Source organism: Achromobacter sp. E1 (assembly GCF_037039475.1).
Taxonomy (GTDB): Bacteria; Pseudomonadota; Gammaproteobacteria; order Burkholderiales; family Burkholderiaceae_B; genus Achromobacter; species Achromobacter mucicolens.
On sequence record NZ_CP146253.1, the window covers coordinates 3,343,989 to 3,360,942 of the forward strand.

The following is a 16,954-nucleotide window of genomic DNA, read 5'->3' on the forward strand; positions in this document are numbered from 1 at the left end:
TATATCAATGGTCGGTCACCAATAAAAAAGCATACGTTGGCACAGCCCTGCAAGGGACGGTTGACTTCTCTAGAAACCGAGCACAAGCCGAATTCCTGCATCTATCGGTGAAAAGCGTTGTCGCGAATCTGCTACCAACGCCGGAATAGACCACGATAAAAAACAGATCCTGCCCGTTAATGATCGTTACCCATTGTAGTATTTAGGTTCGCGGCGGCGTTGCGGCCGCCCCTTACGTGCAGATGGACCACCGGCATGGGTTTGGTTCATGTTTCCGAAACAGAGCGCGCTTGATGCGAGCCATATCATCCTGAGCCAACACCGTTATGTCAGTAATTGATGGAACCACCGCAGACATCCATACGAAGTTGCTGCAAAGCCGCCAAGAATTATTAGACATTGGGCTGCGCAATAATCTGATCAGCGCCAGAAAAACAAGCAAAACAATTACTGTTCAGTCGGCAGTGGCAGAGTCCCTACTAGTTGCTCTGGTGGATAACCAAAAGTCACTCACGTTCCGAGCAATTGGATCCAGCCGAAACAGCGCCCAAGACGCCGCAGATTCTCAAGCAAAGACGAAGGCGGAAACGCCTGCTCCGCGTGCCTGCTCCCGCGACGAGGCTACCGACAGCAATGTTGAACGTCTAGAGGCGAAACCGTCCGGCAGCTCCCCCGCACTTGAAGACGCACAACCCTTCCCGAACCACCAAACCAAAACCGTTGGTCAGCGCGCTCACGAGCTGCAAGTGGCCAGCACCGAAGATTCGCTTTCTCTTCAACTCTTGAAAATCCGCGCTGACGCGCAGGCGTTCGTCGAAGAGCAAGGCGCAAATCTTCTGTTCCTTGCTATCGGATTTCTTCATTGGTACGAGAGCGATTCTTCCAAAGATCCGAGGCGCGCGCCCCTGGTCTTGGTACCGTGCAACTTAGTGCGTAAGTCTGCCCAAGAGACGTTCCACCTAGAGCCTACCGGTGATGACATTCAAGTGAATATGTCACTAGCCGCCAAGCTCCGTACGGATTTCGGCATCACCTTGCCAACACCCGATGCCGAGGCCGAATCGGATGCCGCTGCATGGCTGGAGTATTTCGGAGCCGTAGAGCGCGCTGTTACCCGTCAGCCGCGCTGGCGCGTGTGCGCAAACGAAGTGATGCTCGGGTTCTTTTCTTTCGGCAAATTTCTCATGTACAAGGACCTGGATCCCGAAACATGGCCTAAAGAAAAGCAACCAAGCGACCACCCCGTGGTTCGCCGCCTGATCGGCGAGGGATTTGCAGGAGAATCCGCGGCGTATCACGAGGACGTGCACATTGACGAGGTGATTACCCCAGGTGAAGTGCATTTCGTCAAGGATGCGGACAGCAGTCAAACTCAGGCCATTCTCGAGGTGCGTGCGGGGCGCAATCTTGTGATTCAAGGTCCGCCCGGGACAGGAAAATCTCAGACTATCACCAACCTCATCGCCGAACTCGTTGGACAAGACAAGACAGTATTGTTCGTCGCTGAGAAGATGGCGGCTCTTGAGGTGGTAAAGCGCAGACTAGACGAATGCCATCTTGGCGATGCCGTACTTGAGCTGCACAGCCACCGTGCCACCAAAACCGCCGTACTTCGTGATCTGGCCAACGCACTGGAACAAGGGCGGCCCGTCGTGGAGAGCGGTGAGCGCGAAATGCAGCAGTTGCGAAAGGTCCAAACTGAGCTGAACGCTTACTGTGAAGCAGTGGCAGCGCCTGTGGGCAAAACAAAAATGCCATTTTCTGTAGTGCTGGGGCGGCTGCTGTCACTGAAGCGGCAGTTTCCCGACCTGATGGCGCTAGCGATGCCTGCCATGGCCAAGTGGCAAGAGAAAGATCATATCGACGCCCGAGAGCTCGTAGACAGCATGGCATTGGTGCTGGGCGCACTGGGTCGTCCAACAGCTAGCGCATTGTGGGGGAGCCAGCACACAGTCTTCACACCAATCGAAGAGAGCCGAGCGAGCGAAGCGCTGACCCGGGGCGGCGCGGCGCTCCAGTCATTGCTGCAATCTTCGAACGACCTATCTCAACGACTGCAGCTTACCGAGCCGGCGAGCCTGCATGATATCGACGTCGTCTGCAGAGCCGCGAGGCGCGCAGCCGAGGCACCCAAGCTTTCTGGTATCCGCCTGTCGACAGGAGACTGGCAAGCGCGCCGCGACGCATTAAAAGCGTTGACCGATGCTGGATCCGGAATGAGCTCGGCACGGCTGCACTGGTCCACGAGTTTGATAGATGCGGCTGAGAACGAGGATCTGCTTTCCACCCGTCAAAGCCTCGCCCGATATGGGAGCAAGTGGTGGCGATCCTTCGCGGGCGAATGGCGTGCGGCAAAGAAAAAAATGCAGGGCCTTGCGAAATCCGACTTGCCCAGCGATCCTCAGCATCTAGTTGAGCTGGCGGATAGCGTGCTCGCGTATCAACAGCATAAGAGGACGTACGTTTCTCACGCGGCTCTAGGAGAAGCGCTATTCGGCGCGCAATGGCAATTCGAAAAGTCTGATTGGGACGTCCTCGACCGAATTTCGCGTTGGGTGATTACCTTGCACGATGAGGTTGGCAAGGGCGACATGCCTCAGGGCATCGTAGACTTCTTGTCGGGACATCAAGATGCAAGTGGTCTTGGAGAATTGGCAGCTTCCACTGAAGCCAACGTTAGTGCTCTCAAAACCGCTGTGGAGGCCGCAACCACTTCGCTGGCACTGAAGCCAATCCCCTGGACCGAACACCCTCTGCAGGAGCTCGGTGAGCGCCTTAACACGTGGCTTAAGCAGTTGCCTCAACTTCACCAGATGGCGAGATTCAACACCCTGACCGGGCGATTCAATGCGGCAGGGTTGGAGCCTATCCGGGATGTTGCCCAGAATTGCGACCAACCCGACACTCTGCGTCCGCTGCTCGATATCAGTTGGTACGACTTTCTGGTGCAAAAGGCCTATACCGATCACCCGGAGTTAGCGGGGTTTGATCGCCTGGAACATGAGCACAGAATTGAACGCTTCAAGAGCCTAGACCTCGCGTCGATTGAACATGCGCAGACCAAACTCGCTACGGACATTTGGAGACGAAAACCTCAGATAAATCAGCCTGGTGAAATGGCCGTACTGAGAGGAGAGATCAATAAAAAGCGGAAACATCTGCCAATTCGCCAATTGATCGACCGTGCGGGACGCGCGATCCAGCAGTTAAAGCCTGTGTTCATGATGAGCCCGATGTCAATTGCCAACTTCCTGCCTCCGGCCAAAGTGGCCTTCGATGTAGTGATCTTCGACGAGGCGTCGCAGGTCAAAGCGGTGGACGCACTGGGCGCGATTTTGCGCGGCCGGCAAGTCATCGTGGTCGGCGACACGCGGCAGATGCCGCCCACCGATTTCTTCAGTCGAGACGCTGAGCAGGAAGAAGACACGGAAACTGCCGACATCGAGAGCATTCTCAGTCTGTTTAAGGCCAAAGGCTGCAACGAACGGTACCTGCGCTGGCATTACCGCAGCCGCCACGAGTCACTAATCGCAGTATCCAATGTCGAGTTTTACGACAGCAGGCTGGTCGTGTTTCCCGCCGCTGGTCAAAACCGATATGCAACGGGTATTGCCTTCAGACACAACCCCAATGCGCTATATGATCGCGGCAAGACTCGTAGCAATTCCGGCGAGGCTCAAGCAGTCGCAAATGCAGTTCTTGAGCACGCTCGCATTACCCCACATCTTTCGTTGGGCGTTGCAGCCTTCAGCGTCGCGCAGCGCGATCGTATCGAAGAAGAGCTGGAGCGTCTGCGCAAGGCGCATCCTGAAACCGAGGAATTTTTCGCTTCGCATCCCAATGAACCATTCTTCGTAAAAAATTTGGAGAATATTCAGGGTGACGAACGAGACGTCATGTTTATTAGCATCGGCTATGGCCGCAATGAGTCCGGTCGCATCGCGAAGGAGTTCGGGCCGCTGAATCGAGACGGTGGACATCGTCGACTTAACGTACTTATTACGCGTGCCAAAATGGCCATGACTGTGTTTAGCAACTTCCGTGCTGACGAGCTCGAACTCGACGCAGGCGCCAAACATGGCGTGCGCGCATTGAAGAATTTGCTCAAGTACGCCGAAACTCGTGAACTGGAATGCACCGTAGAAACCGGGAAAGCGACGGATTCCCCCTTTGAAGATCAGGTTATGCGCGCCCTGCAGGAACGGGGCTACAGTGTCGAACCCCAGGTTGGCACCGCCGGTTACTTCATCGACCTTGCTGTGCGCGACCCTGAGCTTCCCGGGCGTTATTTGCTAGCAATTGAGTGCGATGGCGCGGCTTATCACAGCGCGAAATCAGCTCGAGACCGAGATCGCCTTCGCCAAGGAGTCCTCGAGGGCCTGGGATGGCGCTTCCATCGTATTTGGAGTACGGACTGGTTCCGAAATGCAGGGCACGAGACTGACCGCGTCATCGACGCAATCAAAGCGGCACAAGAATCGTTTCAAGCAGCGGCTGAATCTACCCAATTGTCTAAGGCCTCGTCGCCCGAGCGGACTGAAGCGTCTGCAAGGATTGAACTCGATCGAGAAGCTGCTGACCCGTCAGAAGAGAGCCTCCGCGCCACTCGGTACGTCTCGATCGAACTGCCTGTGCAAAAAAACGGCAGCGACATCGCCTCCGCGCCGCTGCACACCCTTCGTGAATTGGTATCGGCCGTTGTTGATGGCGAGGCGCCTGTAAGCATAGAAATCATCGGTCGTCGGCTCATGGCTGCATTCGGCGTCAGCAGGGCCGGGGCTAGAGTTGTTGCCCGCATCAAGGAAGCGGTGGATGCCTCGATGAACGAGCATGCTTACGTGCTACAGGACGAAGGATTCATCATCCGGCCCGAGCAGTTGGATGGAAGTGCCCCGATTACGGTCCGAGATAGATCATCATTGCCGACAGCTGAGCGGAAGATTGAACTGATTGCTCCTGAGGAAATTCGAACTGCGTTGGTTCAGACGACATCGCTTGCGTTTTCGATATCGTCCACACAGCTGATCGCTGAAGTGGCTCGGCAGCTAGGATTTAACCGCGCAAGTGCGAATATCTCGGCCCGGATCGAAGCACAGTTAGGTGTGCTTTTGGCAACTCAGACGCTAAGCCCCATCGACGACGGACGAATAGCCATTGCACAACCGGGATGAGCGCGGAGTGCTTTTTTCCAGGCCCGACTTTCGCGCGACGATCAATAACATATGGGTAGCGCTAGGCCTTCGTTCATGCACTCAAGCATCAAGGGTTAACGCAGAATGCAATAGAAAAAAGGCGCCGGAAGCGCCTCTTTTGCCCTCGCGAAACCCGCTATCGCAGGATCACTCCCACTCAATCGTCGCCGGCGGCTTGCTCGACACGTCGTACACCACCCGATTGATCCCGCGCACTTCATTGATGATCCGCGACGAAACACGAGCCAGCAGCGGATGCGGCAGCGGGGCCCAATCAGCGGTCATGAAGTCGAACGTCTGAACCGCACGCAGCGCAACCACGTACTCATACGTGCGGCCATCGCCCATGACGCCCACCGACTTCACCGGCAGGAACACGGCAAACGCTTGCGAGGTCAGCTCGTACCAAGTCAGGCCGCTGGCCTCGTCCTTGGTGTTGCGCAGCTCTTCGATGAAGATCGCGTCGGCACGGCGCAGCAGTTCGGCGTATTCATGCTTGACTTCGCCCAGGATGCGCACGCCCAGACCCGGACCGGGGAACGGGTGGCGGTAGACCATCTGCGGCGGCAGGCCGAGGGCAACGCCCAGTTCGCGGACTTCGTCCTTGAAGAGTTCGCGCAGGGGTTCCAAGAGTTGCAGGTTCAGCGTGTCCGGCAGGCCGCCCACGTTGTGGTGCGACTTGATGGAGGTGGCCTTGCCCGTCTTGGCGCCAGCGGATTCGATGACGTCGGGGTAGATCGTGCCCTGGGCCAGCCACTTGGCGCTCTTTTGCTTGCCGGCTTGTTCCTGGAAGACTTCGACGAATTCGCGGCCGATGATCTTGCGCTTGGCTTCGGGGTCGGCGACGCCGGCCAGCTTGCCCATGAATTGCGCGGTGGCGTCAACGTGAATGATCTTCACGCCCATGTTTTCGGCGAAGGTCTGCATGACCTGCTTGCCTTCGTCCAGGCGCAAGAGGCCGTGGTCGACGAAGACGCAGGTGAGCTGGTCGCCGATGGCCTTGTGGATCAACGCGGCGGCAACGGAGGAATCCACGCCGCCGGACAGGCCGAGGATGACTTCGTCGGTGCCGACTTGCTCGCGGATGCGGGCGACGGCCTCCGACACGTAGTCGGGCATGTTCCAGTCGCCCGAGCACTCGCAGATCTCGTTCACGAAGCGGGCCAGCATGGCCTTGCCTTGAACGGTGTGCGTGACTTCGGGGTGGAACTGGACGGCGTAGAAGCGGCGGTCTTCGTCGGCCATGCCGGCGATCGGGCAGGACGGCGTGGACGCCATCAGCTTGAAGCCCGGGGGCAGCTCGGTGACCTTGTCGCCGTGGCTCATCCAGACCTTGAGCATGCCGTGGCCTTCGGGCGTGCTGAAGTCTTCCAAGCCTTCCAGCAGCTTGGTGTGGCCGTGGGCGCGGACCTCGGCGTAGCCGAATTCGCGGTGGTCGGAGAAGCTGACCACGCCGCCCAGTTGCTGCGCCATGGACTGCATGCCGTAGCAGATGCCCAGCACGGGCACGCCCAGCTCGAACACCGCGTGCGGGACGCGCATGGAGCCCTCTTCGTAGGCCGAAGCGTGGCTGCCGGACAAGATGATGCCCTTCAGACCCTGCGCCATCTGTTCGCGCACGAAGGCATCGTCGACGTCGCCAGGGTGGACTTCGGAATAGACGCCGGCCTCGCGGACGCGGCGGGCGATCAGCTGCGTGACTTGCGAACCGTAGTCGAGGATAAGAATGCGCTGGTGCATGGAGACTCTACCCGTTGGAAATAAAACCGCACCGGCAGACCCGCTGATCGTTGCGGTTCTGCCGGTGCGTGATGCATGACATTGTAGTTGACTGTGCGGATCAGTCGGCGCGGTAGTTGGGCGCTTCCTTGGTGATCTGCACGTCGTGCACGTGGGACTCGCGAACGCCCGCGGAGGTGATCTCCACGAACTCGGCCTTGGTGCGCATGTCGTCGATGGTGGCGGCGCCGCAGTAGCCCATGGAGGCGCGGATGCCGCCGACCAGTTGGTAAATGATGGCGAGCACGCTGCCCTTGTAGGGGACGCGGCCTTCGATGCCTTCGGGGACCAGCTTGTCGGCGTTGTTGGCCGGGTCCTGGAAGTACCGGTCGGCCGAGCCTTCCGTCATGGCGCCCAGGCTGCCCATGCCGCGGTACGACTTGTACGACCGGCCTTGGAACAGCACGACTTCGCCGGGGGCTTCTTCGGTGCCGGCGAACATGCCGCCCATCATGCACGAGAACGCGCCGGCGGCCAGCGCCTTGGCGACGTCGCCCGAGTAGCGGATGCCGCCGTCGGCGATGAGCGGAACGCCCGTGCCTTCCAGCGCCTTGGCGACTTGCGAGATGGCATGGATTTGCGGCACGCCAACGCCGGCCACGATACGCGTGGTGCAGATGGAGCCGGGGCCGATGCCGACCTTGACGCCGTCGGCGCCGTATTCGACCAGCGCGCGCGCGGCGGCTGCCGTGGCGATATTGCCGCCGATGACTTCAACCTTGGGGTAGTTCTGCTTGACCCAGCGCACGCCTTCGAGCACGCCCTTGGAGTGGCCGTGCGCGGTGTCGACGATAAGGACGTCGACGCCGGCGGCGACCAGCTTTTCCACGCGTTCTTCGGTGTTGCCGCCCACGCCCACGGCCGCGCCAACGCGCAGCTGGCCTTGGCCGTCCTTGCTGGCCATCGGGTGCTCGGTGTTCTTGACGATGTCCTTGACGGTGGCCAGGCCACGCAGTTCAAAGCCGTCGTTCACGATCAGCACGCGTTCCAAACGGTGCTTGTGCATCAGGGCCTGCGCTTCTTCGAGCGTGGCGCCTTCCTTCATGGTGACCAGGCGTTCCTGCGGCGTCATGATGTTGCGCAGGGGCTGATCCAGGTTTTCTTCGAAGCGCAGATCGCGGTTGGTAACGATGCCGACCAGCTTGCGGCCTTCGACGACCGGCAGGCCCGAGATGCCATGCTGGCGCTGCAACGCAATGGCGTCGCGCACTTTCATCTGGGGGGTGACGGTGACCGGATCGATCACGATGCCGAACTCGTGGCGCTTGACGCGAGCCACTTCACGCGCTTGGGCGTCGGCGGAGAGATTCTTGTGGATGATCCCGATGCCACCCTCTTGCGCCATGGCGATGGCCAGACGCGATTCGGTGACGGTGTCCATGGCGGCGGACACGAGGGGGATATTCAGGCTGATGTTGCGAGTCAGGCGCGTGGCCAGGGAGGTGTCGCGCGGCAACACCTCGGAATACGCAGGCACCAACAACACATCGTCGAAGGTGAGCGCTTTTTGTACGAGACGCATGGGTAACTCCGGGCGCAAAGCGAGATTATACGCCGCCAGTCTGATTTGACTAGGTGTTAACCATAGGTCGAGGTGGATATTTATGACACCGCAACGACACGACAACCTGAGTGACTTATTTTTACCCGGACCATATTGACAGGGAATTTTGACGGGGTAATAATCCAATCCATAAATTTACCCGGACAAAAAAATGATTCCATACCCTTCCGACTCTCATACCGCCTTCGAAGGCCATCGGCTGTTGGCGGCAGGCTCGCTGGCCGACGTGGCGCAGGCGGTCAAGCAGGCGCTGGCCGCGCGCCGTAACGACGCCGTGCTGGTGTTCCAGGATTCGACCGGCAAGCAGGTCGATCTGGACTTAAGCGGAGATGATGCGCAGATCGCTGACCGTTATGCCCGGACGGACACTGCCGCCCCCGTGGTTCAAGACACGCCCCCCGACGAGGCGCCGCGCGGCCGGGGCCGACCGAAACTGGGCGTGGTGCCGCGCGAGGTGACCCTCTTGCCGCGCCATTGGGATTGGCTGGCCGCCCAGCCAGGCGGCGCTTCGGTGGCACTGCGCAAACTGGTGGAGCAGGCCCGCCGCGACAACGAGGCGCAGGACGCGCGACGCCATCGCCAGGAGGCGGCGTACCGCTTCATGACCAGCGTCGCGGGCAACCTGCCTGGTTTCGAGGAAGCCACGCGCGCGCTCTACGCGAACGATCGCGACGCCTACGCGCGGCATGTGGGGCATTGGCCGCATGACGTGCGGCGCTATGCAATGGCGCTGGCGTGGGACGCTGCCCAAGCGCCGGCCGAAGATGTTTGAATCCGGCCGCGCGCGGCAAACTACAGAGCAAGCCGAAGGCGTGCCCCGCAACCACCCCGCCGGATTTATGAGGTATGTTCCCGGAGTACCCGACGGATCCCGACGATGCAGCCCGACGAAAACTACCTACTCTACGACGGCGATTGCCCCTTCTGCTCAAACTACGTGCGGATGATGCGGCTACGCAAGGCCGCCGGGCCCATTGCCATGCTGAACATGCGCGACCATCCCGAGCTGGCCGCGCACCATCGCGCGCAAGGCTATGACTTGAATCAGGGCATGCTCTTGCACCTGGACGGCCGCGATTATTGGGGCGCCGACGCGATCCACCGGCTGGCGTTACTCAGTACCGGCAGCGATGTGTTCAACCGCCTGAACGCCACCATCTTCAGCAACGCCTGCCTGTCCAAGACGCTATATCCGTTCATGCGCACGGGCCGCAGCCTGACGTTGGCCTTGCTGGGAAAGAAGAAGATGCCTTGATGCGCACGCCGCGCAACCCAGGCAACTCGTGCAATTCGCACACGCTACGCGCCCGAAAGTCCACGCCTGCTGGCCGCGGGCCTCGCAACCGCGCCCTGCTGGCAGGGCGCTTGCCCGCCCCGCCTTTTTATCCAATCAATCCGGAACTGACCTGATGATGTACTTTGTTGGCGCCCTGCTTCTCGCATGCACGCTGGCTGCGGCCGTCTATCGCCGCATGCAGCGCCGGCCCGCGGACTCGGGCCGCGCCATGTCCCGCGACATGCTGGCGGGCGCGGCAATCTTTGCATTTATGGGGCCGGCCGTCGGCATGCTGGTCATGGCCGTCGTCATATCCATCGGTGCGCAGGATCCGGAGATGCTCTTGTTCGGTCTCTATGGGCTGCCGTGGGCCTATCTTTTCGGCGGCATCCCGGCGCTGCTTTGCGGGATGACCGCGGGCGCGCTCAAGCCTGCCGCGCCGTCCTGGCTGGCAATCCTGCGCATGGGTTTGATCGGCGCGGCGTATGCCTTCGTCTTCCTGCTGACGTTCGGCACGCGCGACCGGTCCCTTGCGGCCCTGGGGTTCCCGTTATTCATGGGCGCCCTGCCCGCTGCGGTGGCCGGCCTGGCGTGCGCGCGGGTGCTCTACGGCAAGCCGGTGACGGTTCGCCAGCCGGCTTAGCGCCGGCAGCCAGGATTGCACGTCACTGCTTTGCGGTGCGCACGAAGAAGAATCGCAGCATCTCGGCCGTGGCGTCCGGACCGGACCGATCCGTGTAGGACCCTTGCTCCGATCCGCCCGCCCAGGCATGTCCGGCGCCGTGAACGTCCCAACGTTCGGCGACGATGTTGCCCGTGGCGTCGCGGTACAGATGCCGCGTGCTGTGCCGCTTATTGGCGGCGCCAGGAACGCGCACGGTTTCAACGCGCGCGCCGGGACCCACGCTGGCCGCGATCACGTTTTCGGCATTGCCGGGGTGCACGGTGGCATCGCGGTCGCCGTGAAGGACGATGACCGGCACGCCGGCATTGGCCGGCACGGCCGTTTTCAGCCCCTCGCCCTTCATGGCGGACAGCGCCGACGGAAGATCCGACGCCACGCCAGCAGCCAGCCCCGAATGCACGCCTGCCGCCGCATACAGGTCGGGATAGGCGCCGGCCAAGATCGCGGCCATGGCCCCGCCCGCCGACAGTCCGGCGACATACACGCGCGACGGATCGATGTTGTGGGTGGCCATGACCTCGCGCGTCATGCCCGCCAGGATGGCGGGTTCCCCGCGCCCTTGCTGCTGGTGGTTGTGCTTGAACCAGTTCCAGCACTTCTGGGGATTGGCATCGCGCGCTTGCACGGGATACAGCACGTAGAAACCCTGTTCGCGGGCGGCGTCGTTCATGGCGGTGCCCGCCGCGAAATCGTCGGCGTCCTGGGTGCAGCCGTGCAGCATGACCACCAGAGGACGCGGCGCGCCCTCCGGGTTGGGCGGCACATACAGCTTGTAGCCGCGCTGTCCGGACGCATTGCGAAATGATCCCGACGTGAACGTATCGCCCGGGACAGCGGCGGTGTGCGTGGGCGGGACGGCTTCGTCGAACGCGGGGCGGGCCGCACCAGAGGCCCGGCCGGAATCGGGAACCTCCCAGGCCTCAACGTCGATGACGTCGGCATCGTCGTTGCTCGGCGCGGCAGCGGCCGGCAAGCCGCGCAGCGCGGCCTGGATCGCGGCGGTGGCAGCCGACAGATCACCGGCTTGCGTGAGCTGGGTGGCGCGGTTCATGAGGTGCTGGAATTCAGGGTGCATTGAGTGACCTTTTTGCGGCGTGGACGATCAGCGGATGCGCTGACGCAAGGCGGCTTTGACGGCGGGGCTGGCATGCAGCGCCCCCAATACCGTTAGAGATTCGATCGTGGCAAGCGCGAGCTCGGGCGTGACATCGGAGGCGATGGTCGCCAGGCCCAGCACCCGTATCTGAAGCATTTCGCCCGCGGCTTGAACCGCCAGCAGCTCCTGGGCGGTGTAGTGCTGGATGCCAAGCACCAGCGTTTTACGGCTGACGGCCTGACGCACCGCGTCGCCATGGGTGGCAAGTTGATTGCGGATCGCCGTTCGGATCAGGTCCGTACGGTTTGCATAAAACCCTTCCTGGACGAGCAGATCGATCTGGCCAAGGTCGACATAACCCAGGTTGATCGTGATCTTCTCGTCCGCAGGTTTGGGGGTGGAGGCGAGTTGTGAGGTGCGAGGCGGCATGGATCGAATCATAGACCATCCACTTGGATGGTCCATGGATGTTTCAACTTGATATATCCGCGCCAGCCCGGTTGATGCTGGCAAGGCGCGCGCCGCTCCGCTACTGTGGTCTTGAACCCCAGGGGATTCCTATGCCGCGACGGCTTGTTTCGGGCTTGCTCATGTCTGCTGCGTGCGCCACCGCGGCCAGCGCACAGCCGGTCCCGCCCGATCTGCATGGCGCCCTGATCGTCTCGTCAACGTATCGCTACTACGCGTCGATCCTGTACGGCTCCGCCGCAGCGGCTCGCGGTGGCGCGCTCGCCGCTTGCCGCGAAGACGAGCCCCACGCCACCTGCGCGGTGTATGCCAGCTTCAAGAACCAATGCGTGGCGGTGGCTGCGAACGGCGCGCAGCACGTCGTCGCCATTGGCGAGCATGCATGGGACGGGCAGCGGACCGGGGATTACGTTCTGGGCCTGTGCCGTGACAAGACGGGATCCGAATGCAGGCTGGTGCTGACCGCGTGCTCGACCCAGGCGCAGCAGTTGCAGGATCAAGGCGCCCGTGCCGACGGGGCGATGCAGCAGGACTTCCAGGCCCAGTACACCGGCCCGCTTGACCAATGAACTACAGTCGGTCCCATCAACGTTCACCCAAAAGGAACACATCATGGAAAATCCGTTCGGCGATGCCGACGAGCCGGCCGGCGACCACAGGCAGTATCTGGTCCTGATCGCGGCATCCAAAGACAACGCCGCGCTGGCGCAGAAGATCCTGGAAAACATCAAGACCCATGTGGATGAACGCGCCGCGCCGTTGTGGATCGATGCGAAGGGAATCGGCGTGCTGGTGACGACGGAACTGGTCGCCTCCGAAATCTGGCGCGAGATGTTCCAGAAGGCGCCGGGCCAGGATTACGGTGACACCCGCAACCTGCTGATCCTGGAAATCGGCAAGGACTGGGCCGCCCGCCGGGACGACAAGATCGAACACTGGCTGGCCAGCCACGTCGGCGCGCCGCTGCCTGCGCCGAACCGCGCGAAGCGCCGATAGCAACCAGACAGGCCCCCGCCCGTCCGCCGCCGCGGACGGGTTGCGGGGTATCCAGTTTTGCCACGCGCTGCAGGAACGCATCCAGCGCCGGGTTGTCGTGCTGCGCGTGCCACGCCAGGTACATGTCCGCATACAGATTGCGCTGGTCGATGGGCCGGAACACCACGCCTTCAAAGCGCAGTTCCCGCGCCGAATCCGGCACGATGCCCACGCCCAGTCCCGCGCGCACCAGCGCCAGCAGCGTATGCGTCTGCCCGGCGCGCTGCACGTACTGCGGCTGCACGTCCGCCAGCCCGAAGGCGCCCACGATGCGGTCATAGAAATACTTTCCTTCCCGCGGCGAATACAGCACGAATGGCTGGCCTTGAAGCAATTTCAGGGGCACGGTCGCGTGTTCGCACAACGGCGAATCGGCAGGCAGCGCCAGGACCAGCGGTTCGCGTTCGACCAGGCGCGATTCAATGCCGGCCTGCTGCGGCACGCTGCGCGCCAGGATGGCGTCCAGCTCGTGGGCCAGCAGCAGACGGGCGAGTTCGGTGGTGACGGTTTCTCGAAGCTGGATCTCCACGCCCGCCAGCAGCTTGCGCGCCTGCACGATGAGCGACGGCATCAGGCGGTACGACGCCACGGCAGTAAAGCCCAGCGTAATGTGGCCGGCCTCGCCACCCGATGTGCGGCGCGCGGTGGCGGCGGCCTGCGCTGAAAACTCCAGCAGGTGGCGAGCATCGCGCAGAAAGCGCCGGCCCGCGGCGCTTAGCACCACTTGACGACTGTTGCGCTCGAACAGCGTGACGCCCAGATCCTGCTCCAGCAACTGGATCTGGCGCGACAGCGGCGGCTGCGTCATGCACAGCCGTTCGGCGGCGCGGCCGAAATGCAGTTCCTCGGCAACCGCAATGAAGCATTCGAGCTGGCGGAATTCCATCGATTCAATCCTTGAATTGATTGATGCTATTTATAGCTCGAACGGATATCCATGGACAGGCCTCCCTATACTCGCCTGCAGGGCCGCGAATCCGGTCCGCCAAGCATCAGGAGCCTTACCCGCAGCACCATTTTTTGCGGCCTCGCCGCCATCAACGCCATAAAAGAGAAAATCCATGGAGACAAAGAACCCCGCCCGGATCCGCGTCCGGCTCCTCGCCGCGGCGCTGGCCCTGGCCGCCACCGCGGCCGTGCCCCACGCAGCCAGCGCCGCCGGCTATCCGGAACGCCCGATCAATCTCATCGTTCCCTTCTCGCCCGGCGGAGGCACCGACATCTCGGCGCGGTTGCTGGCCGCGGCCCTGGGCGAAAAATTCTCGTCGTCGGTGGTGGTGGACAACCGGCCGGGCGCAGGCGGCCAGATCGCCGCCGACCTGGTGGCCCGTTCGCAGCCCGACGGCTACACGCTGCTGTTCGCGAACTCGGGAATGCTGGCGATCAACCCCTGGATCTACAAGCTGCATTCCGACCCGGTCAAGGCGTTTGCGCCCGTATCGCTGTTTTCGGACCTGCCTTTCGTGCTGGTGGTGCCCGCCAGCCTGCCAGCCAAGAACGTCGCGGAACTGGTCACACTGACCAAGTCCCAGCCGGGCAAGCACACGTTTGCCAGCTCGGGCACGGGCGGCGCGCCCCATCTGTCCGGCGAAATCTTCCAACAAGCCACGGGCGTGGACCTGGTGCACGTGCCCTACAAGGGCGGCGGCCCGGCGATGACCGACCTGATGGCCGGCCGCGTCGACATGCTGTTCGCGTCGGTCCTGGAAACCATGCCGTACGTGACGGCCGGCAAGCTGCGCGCGCTGGCTGTCACGGGTGCGACGCGCTCGCCCGCCATGCCGGACGTGCCCACCATCGAGGAAGCCGGCGTGAAGAACGCGCAAAGCGGCTCGTGGACGGCGGTGCTGGCGCCTGCCGGCACGCCGCAGGCCGTGATCGACAAGCTTTCCGAGGCCATACGCGCCGTCGCGGCCGATCCGGCCGTCAAGGCCAAGCTGGAATCGCAGGGCGCCGTGGCGCACGGCTCGACGCCAAAGGAACTGCAGGATCTGGCCGCCAGCGAGCGCGAACGTTATGGGCAGATAATCAAGTCCCGCAACATCCAGACCAACTGATTCCGGTCCCGGCCCGCTTCGGCGGGCCTTTTCCTCTAATTAGATAAGCCGTATCCATGACTGCATCCCTTCCCGCTTCCGCCGCCGATCTGCTGATGGTCGGTCCCCTGCTGCCCGAACTGGTGGCCGACCTGGAATCGCGCTACCGCGTCCATCGCCTCTGGGAGGCCCAGGACAAGGCGGCGCTGCTGCGTGAGCACGGCGCCGCCATCCGCGGCATCGCCACCAGCGGCCGGTTTGGCGCGACGAAGGAACTGATCGACGCCCTGCCCGCGCTGGAAGGCATCTTCAGCTTTGGGGTGGGTTACGACACCATCGACATCGCGGCTGCCAAGGCACGCAACGTCGTCGTCACCAACACGCCCGGCGTGCTGGACGCCTGCGTGGCCGATACCGCGTTGGCCCTGATGCTGGCCGTCACGCGCCGTATCGCCGAAGCCGACCGCTTCGTGCGCGCGGGCCGCTGGCCCACCGAAGGATTTGGCCTGGGTTCGCGCATGACCGGCAAGCGCTGCGGCATCGTCGGCCTGGGCAACATCGGCCTTCAGATCGCGCGCCGCGCGCAGGCCTTCGACATGGAAATTCTTTACACCAACCGCAAGCCGCGCCCCGACGCGCCCGAGGCGTATCGCTATTGCCCGACCATCGTGGACCTGGCCTCGCAATGCGATTACCTGGTGCTGGCCGTGCCGGGCGGCAGCGCCACCCGGCACATGGTGAATGCGCAGGTGCTGGATGCGCTGGGCGCCGACGGCTGGCTGATCAACATTGCGCGCGGCACGGTGGTCGACGAGGCCGCGTTGGTGGCGGCGCTGCAGGATAAGCGCATCGCCGGCGCGGGGCTGGACGTGTTCGAACATGAGCCCGCCACGCCCCCGGGATTGAACGCCATGGATAACGTGGTGATGCTGCCGCACATCGCCAGCGGCACCCACGAAACGCGCCGCGCGATGGCGGATCTGATGCGCGCGAATCTGGATTCGTGGTTCCGCGAAGGCCAGGTGCATACGCGGGTGGTGTGAACGCAGCGCGACCTGCGCTACCTCCCTGTGGCAGGTTCTGGGCGCAGTTGGGAAAACACCCACTCGCTCCTTCGACGCTGGCGGACTATACTGGATATATAAACAGTATTTTCCGCCATGCCGTTCAAAACCCCGCTCTCCCACGCCGACCTGCGCATCATCCGCGAGCGTCAGCCCTGGAATCCCGATGTGATCGCCCTGCTCTGGGAGGTCAAACGTCTGCGCTCGATTCTTTTGCGCGCGTACCAGTTGTCCGGCGATTTCAAGCGTCCGGCCGGCATCACCGGCGAGCTCTACGACGATTTCATGCGGGACCTGCACCACGAACCCTGTGTGCTGGAGCGCGACGACATGAAGGACGCGCTCATGGAACCCGCCAACAGATTGCGCAAGGGGATGGCGCCCAGATAGGACTGGAGCGCGAGCGGGCACGAGAGTATCGTCAAGACGCATCCCTGATCCAGGAACGGAGGCGCCCATGACTGAAAAACCCGAAATAGACATCGAGGCCGGCGCGTCCCAGATGGGCAACCTGATGCAGTTCCTTCTGTGGATCGCCGCCCGGCCGCGCACGTATGCCGAGACGATGGAGGCCTGGCGCACCAATTGCCCCCGGCTGTCGGCCTGGGAAGACGCCACGGCGAATGGCCTGATCGACATGTCGCCGGGCGAAAGCACGGTGCGCGGGGAAGCGGTGGTGGTGCTGACGGAAAAGGGGCGCGGCGTCCTCCGTTTGGGCAGCCGAGATTGACAAGGCCAACTGCGCCTACAAGGGGATCC

14 protein-coding genes and 1 pseudogene are annotated in these 16,954 nt (G+C 62.3%); 10 read left to right on the forward strand and 5 right to left on the reverse strand.

The features are described from left to right. Positions 1–326: 326 nt before the first annotated feature. Positions 327–5,171, forward strand: coding sequence for a DUF3320 domain-containing protein (locus V6V88_RS15400; protein ID WP_338615503.1), 4,845 nt, complete (start codon positions 327–329; stop codon positions 5,169–5,171). A 168-nt stretch (positions 5,172–5,339) separates the two neighbouring features. On the opposite strand, the gene guaA is transcribed toward V6V88_RS15400, so the two are convergent. Both guaA and guaB read right to left on the reverse strand, forming a co-directional pair. Continuing rightward, positions 5,340–6,932, reverse strand: a complete 1,593-nt coding sequence (guaA, locus tag V6V88_RS15405) for a glutamine-hydrolyzing GMP synthase (protein ID WP_062841038.1) — start codon at positions 6,930–6,932, stop codon at positions 5,340–5,342. Positions 6,933–7,032: 100 nt separating this feature from the next. Then, a complete protein-coding gene (gene guaB, locus V6V88_RS15410; protein WP_056319209.1) occupies positions 7,033–8,493 on the reverse strand; it encodes an IMP dehydrogenase in 1,461 nt (486 codons plus the stop codon). Between the two features lie 193 nt (positions 8,494–8,686). Between guaB and V6V88_RS15415 the strand changes: the two genes are divergently transcribed. The 3 genes from V6V88_RS15415 (at position 8,687) to V6V88_RS15425 (ending at position 10,454) form a co-directional block, all read left to right on the forward strand. Beyond that, positions 8,687–9,307 carry a DUF2239 family protein gene (locus V6V88_RS15415; protein ID WP_338615510.1) on the forward strand — a complete coding sequence of 207 codons (621 nt, stop codon included), beginning with the start codon at positions 8,687–8,689 and terminating at the stop codon, positions 9,305–9,307. A gap of 105 nt (positions 9,308–9,412) precedes the next feature. Further along, entirely contained in the window at positions 9,413–9,790 is a 378-nt protein-coding gene (locus tag V6V88_RS15420) for a DCC1-like thiol-disulfide oxidoreductase family protein (protein ID WP_338615512.1), read from the forward strand. Between the two features lie 154 nt (positions 9,791–9,944). Further along, the gene (locus tag V6V88_RS15425) at positions 9,945–10,454 is read left to right on the forward strand and encodes a hypothetical protein (protein ID WP_338615514.1); all 510 of its coding nucleotides are present in this window, start codon (positions 9,945–9,947) and stop codon (positions 10,452–10,454) included. 22 nt (positions 10,455–10,476) lie between these two features. Here V6V88_RS15425 and V6V88_RS15430 read toward each other — a convergent pair whose 3' ends face one another. Together V6V88_RS15430 and V6V88_RS15435 are read right to left on the reverse strand one after the other, a co-directional pair. Next, positions 10,477–11,571, reverse strand: a complete 1,095-nt coding sequence (locus tag V6V88_RS15430) for a PHB depolymerase family esterase (RefSeq protein WP_338615516.1) — start codon at positions 11,569–11,571, stop codon at positions 10,477–10,479. A 27-nt stretch (positions 11,572–11,598) separates the two neighbouring features. After that, positions 11,599–12,021 carry a hypothetical protein gene (locus tag V6V88_RS15435; protein ID WP_056319198.1) on the reverse strand — a complete coding sequence of 141 codons (423 nt, stop codon included), beginning with the start codon at positions 12,019–12,021 and terminating at the stop codon, positions 11,599–11,601. Positions 12,022–12,182: 161 nt separating this feature from the next. Between V6V88_RS15435 and V6V88_RS15440 the strand changes: the two genes are divergently transcribed. Next, positions 12,183–12,629 (forward strand): DUF4189 domain-containing protein, encoded by a 447-nt coding sequence (locus tag V6V88_RS15440; protein ID WP_338615521.1) that lies wholly within the window; start codon positions 12,183–12,185, stop codon positions 12,627–12,629. 43 nt (positions 12,630–12,672) lie between these two features. Beyond that, the gene (locus tag V6V88_RS15445) at positions 12,673–13,056 is read left to right on the forward strand and encodes a hypothetical protein (protein ID WP_062841043.1); all 384 of its coding nucleotides are present in this window, start codon (positions 12,673–12,675) and stop codon (positions 13,054–13,056) included. Positions 13,057–13,174: 118 nt separating this feature from the next. Here V6V88_RS15445 and V6V88_RS15450 read toward each other — a convergent pair. Then, positions 13,175–13,981 (reverse strand): annotated as a pseudogene (locus tag V6V88_RS15450) (LysR family transcriptional regulator); the annotation flags it as partial. A 175-nt stretch (positions 13,982–14,156) separates the two neighbouring features. On the opposite strand from V6V88_RS15450, the gene V6V88_RS15455 reads away from it, so the two are divergent. The 4 genes from V6V88_RS15455 to V6V88_RS15470 all read left to right on the forward strand — a co-directional run bounded on the left by V6V88_RS15455 (position 14,157) and on the right by V6V88_RS15470 (position 16,925). Further along, the gene (locus tag V6V88_RS15455) at positions 14,157–15,152 is read left to right on the forward strand and encodes a tripartite tricarboxylate transporter substrate binding protein (protein WP_223575893.1); all 996 of its coding nucleotides are present in this window, start codon (positions 14,157–14,159) and stop codon (positions 15,150–15,152) included. 56 nt (positions 15,153–15,208) lie between these two features. Next, on the forward strand, positions 15,209–16,174 hold the full coding sequence (locus tag V6V88_RS15460; protein ID WP_223575894.1) for a 2-hydroxyacid dehydrogenase: 966 nt from the start codon (positions 15,209–15,211) through the stop codon (positions 16,172–16,174). Positions 16,175–16,291: 117 nt separating this feature from the next. Further along, positions 16,292–16,585: a hypothetical protein gene (locus V6V88_RS15465; RefSeq protein WP_223575895.1), complete on the forward strand. Its 294-nt coding sequence runs from the start codon at positions 16,292–16,294 to the stop codon at positions 16,583–16,585. Positions 16,586–16,652: 67 nt separating this feature from the next. Further along, the gene (locus tag V6V88_RS15470) at positions 16,653–16,925 is read left to right on the forward strand and encodes a hypothetical protein (RefSeq protein ID WP_223575896.1); all 273 of its coding nucleotides are present in this window, start codon (positions 16,653–16,655) and stop codon (positions 16,923–16,925) included. Positions 16,926–16,954: the final 29 nt, after the last annotated feature.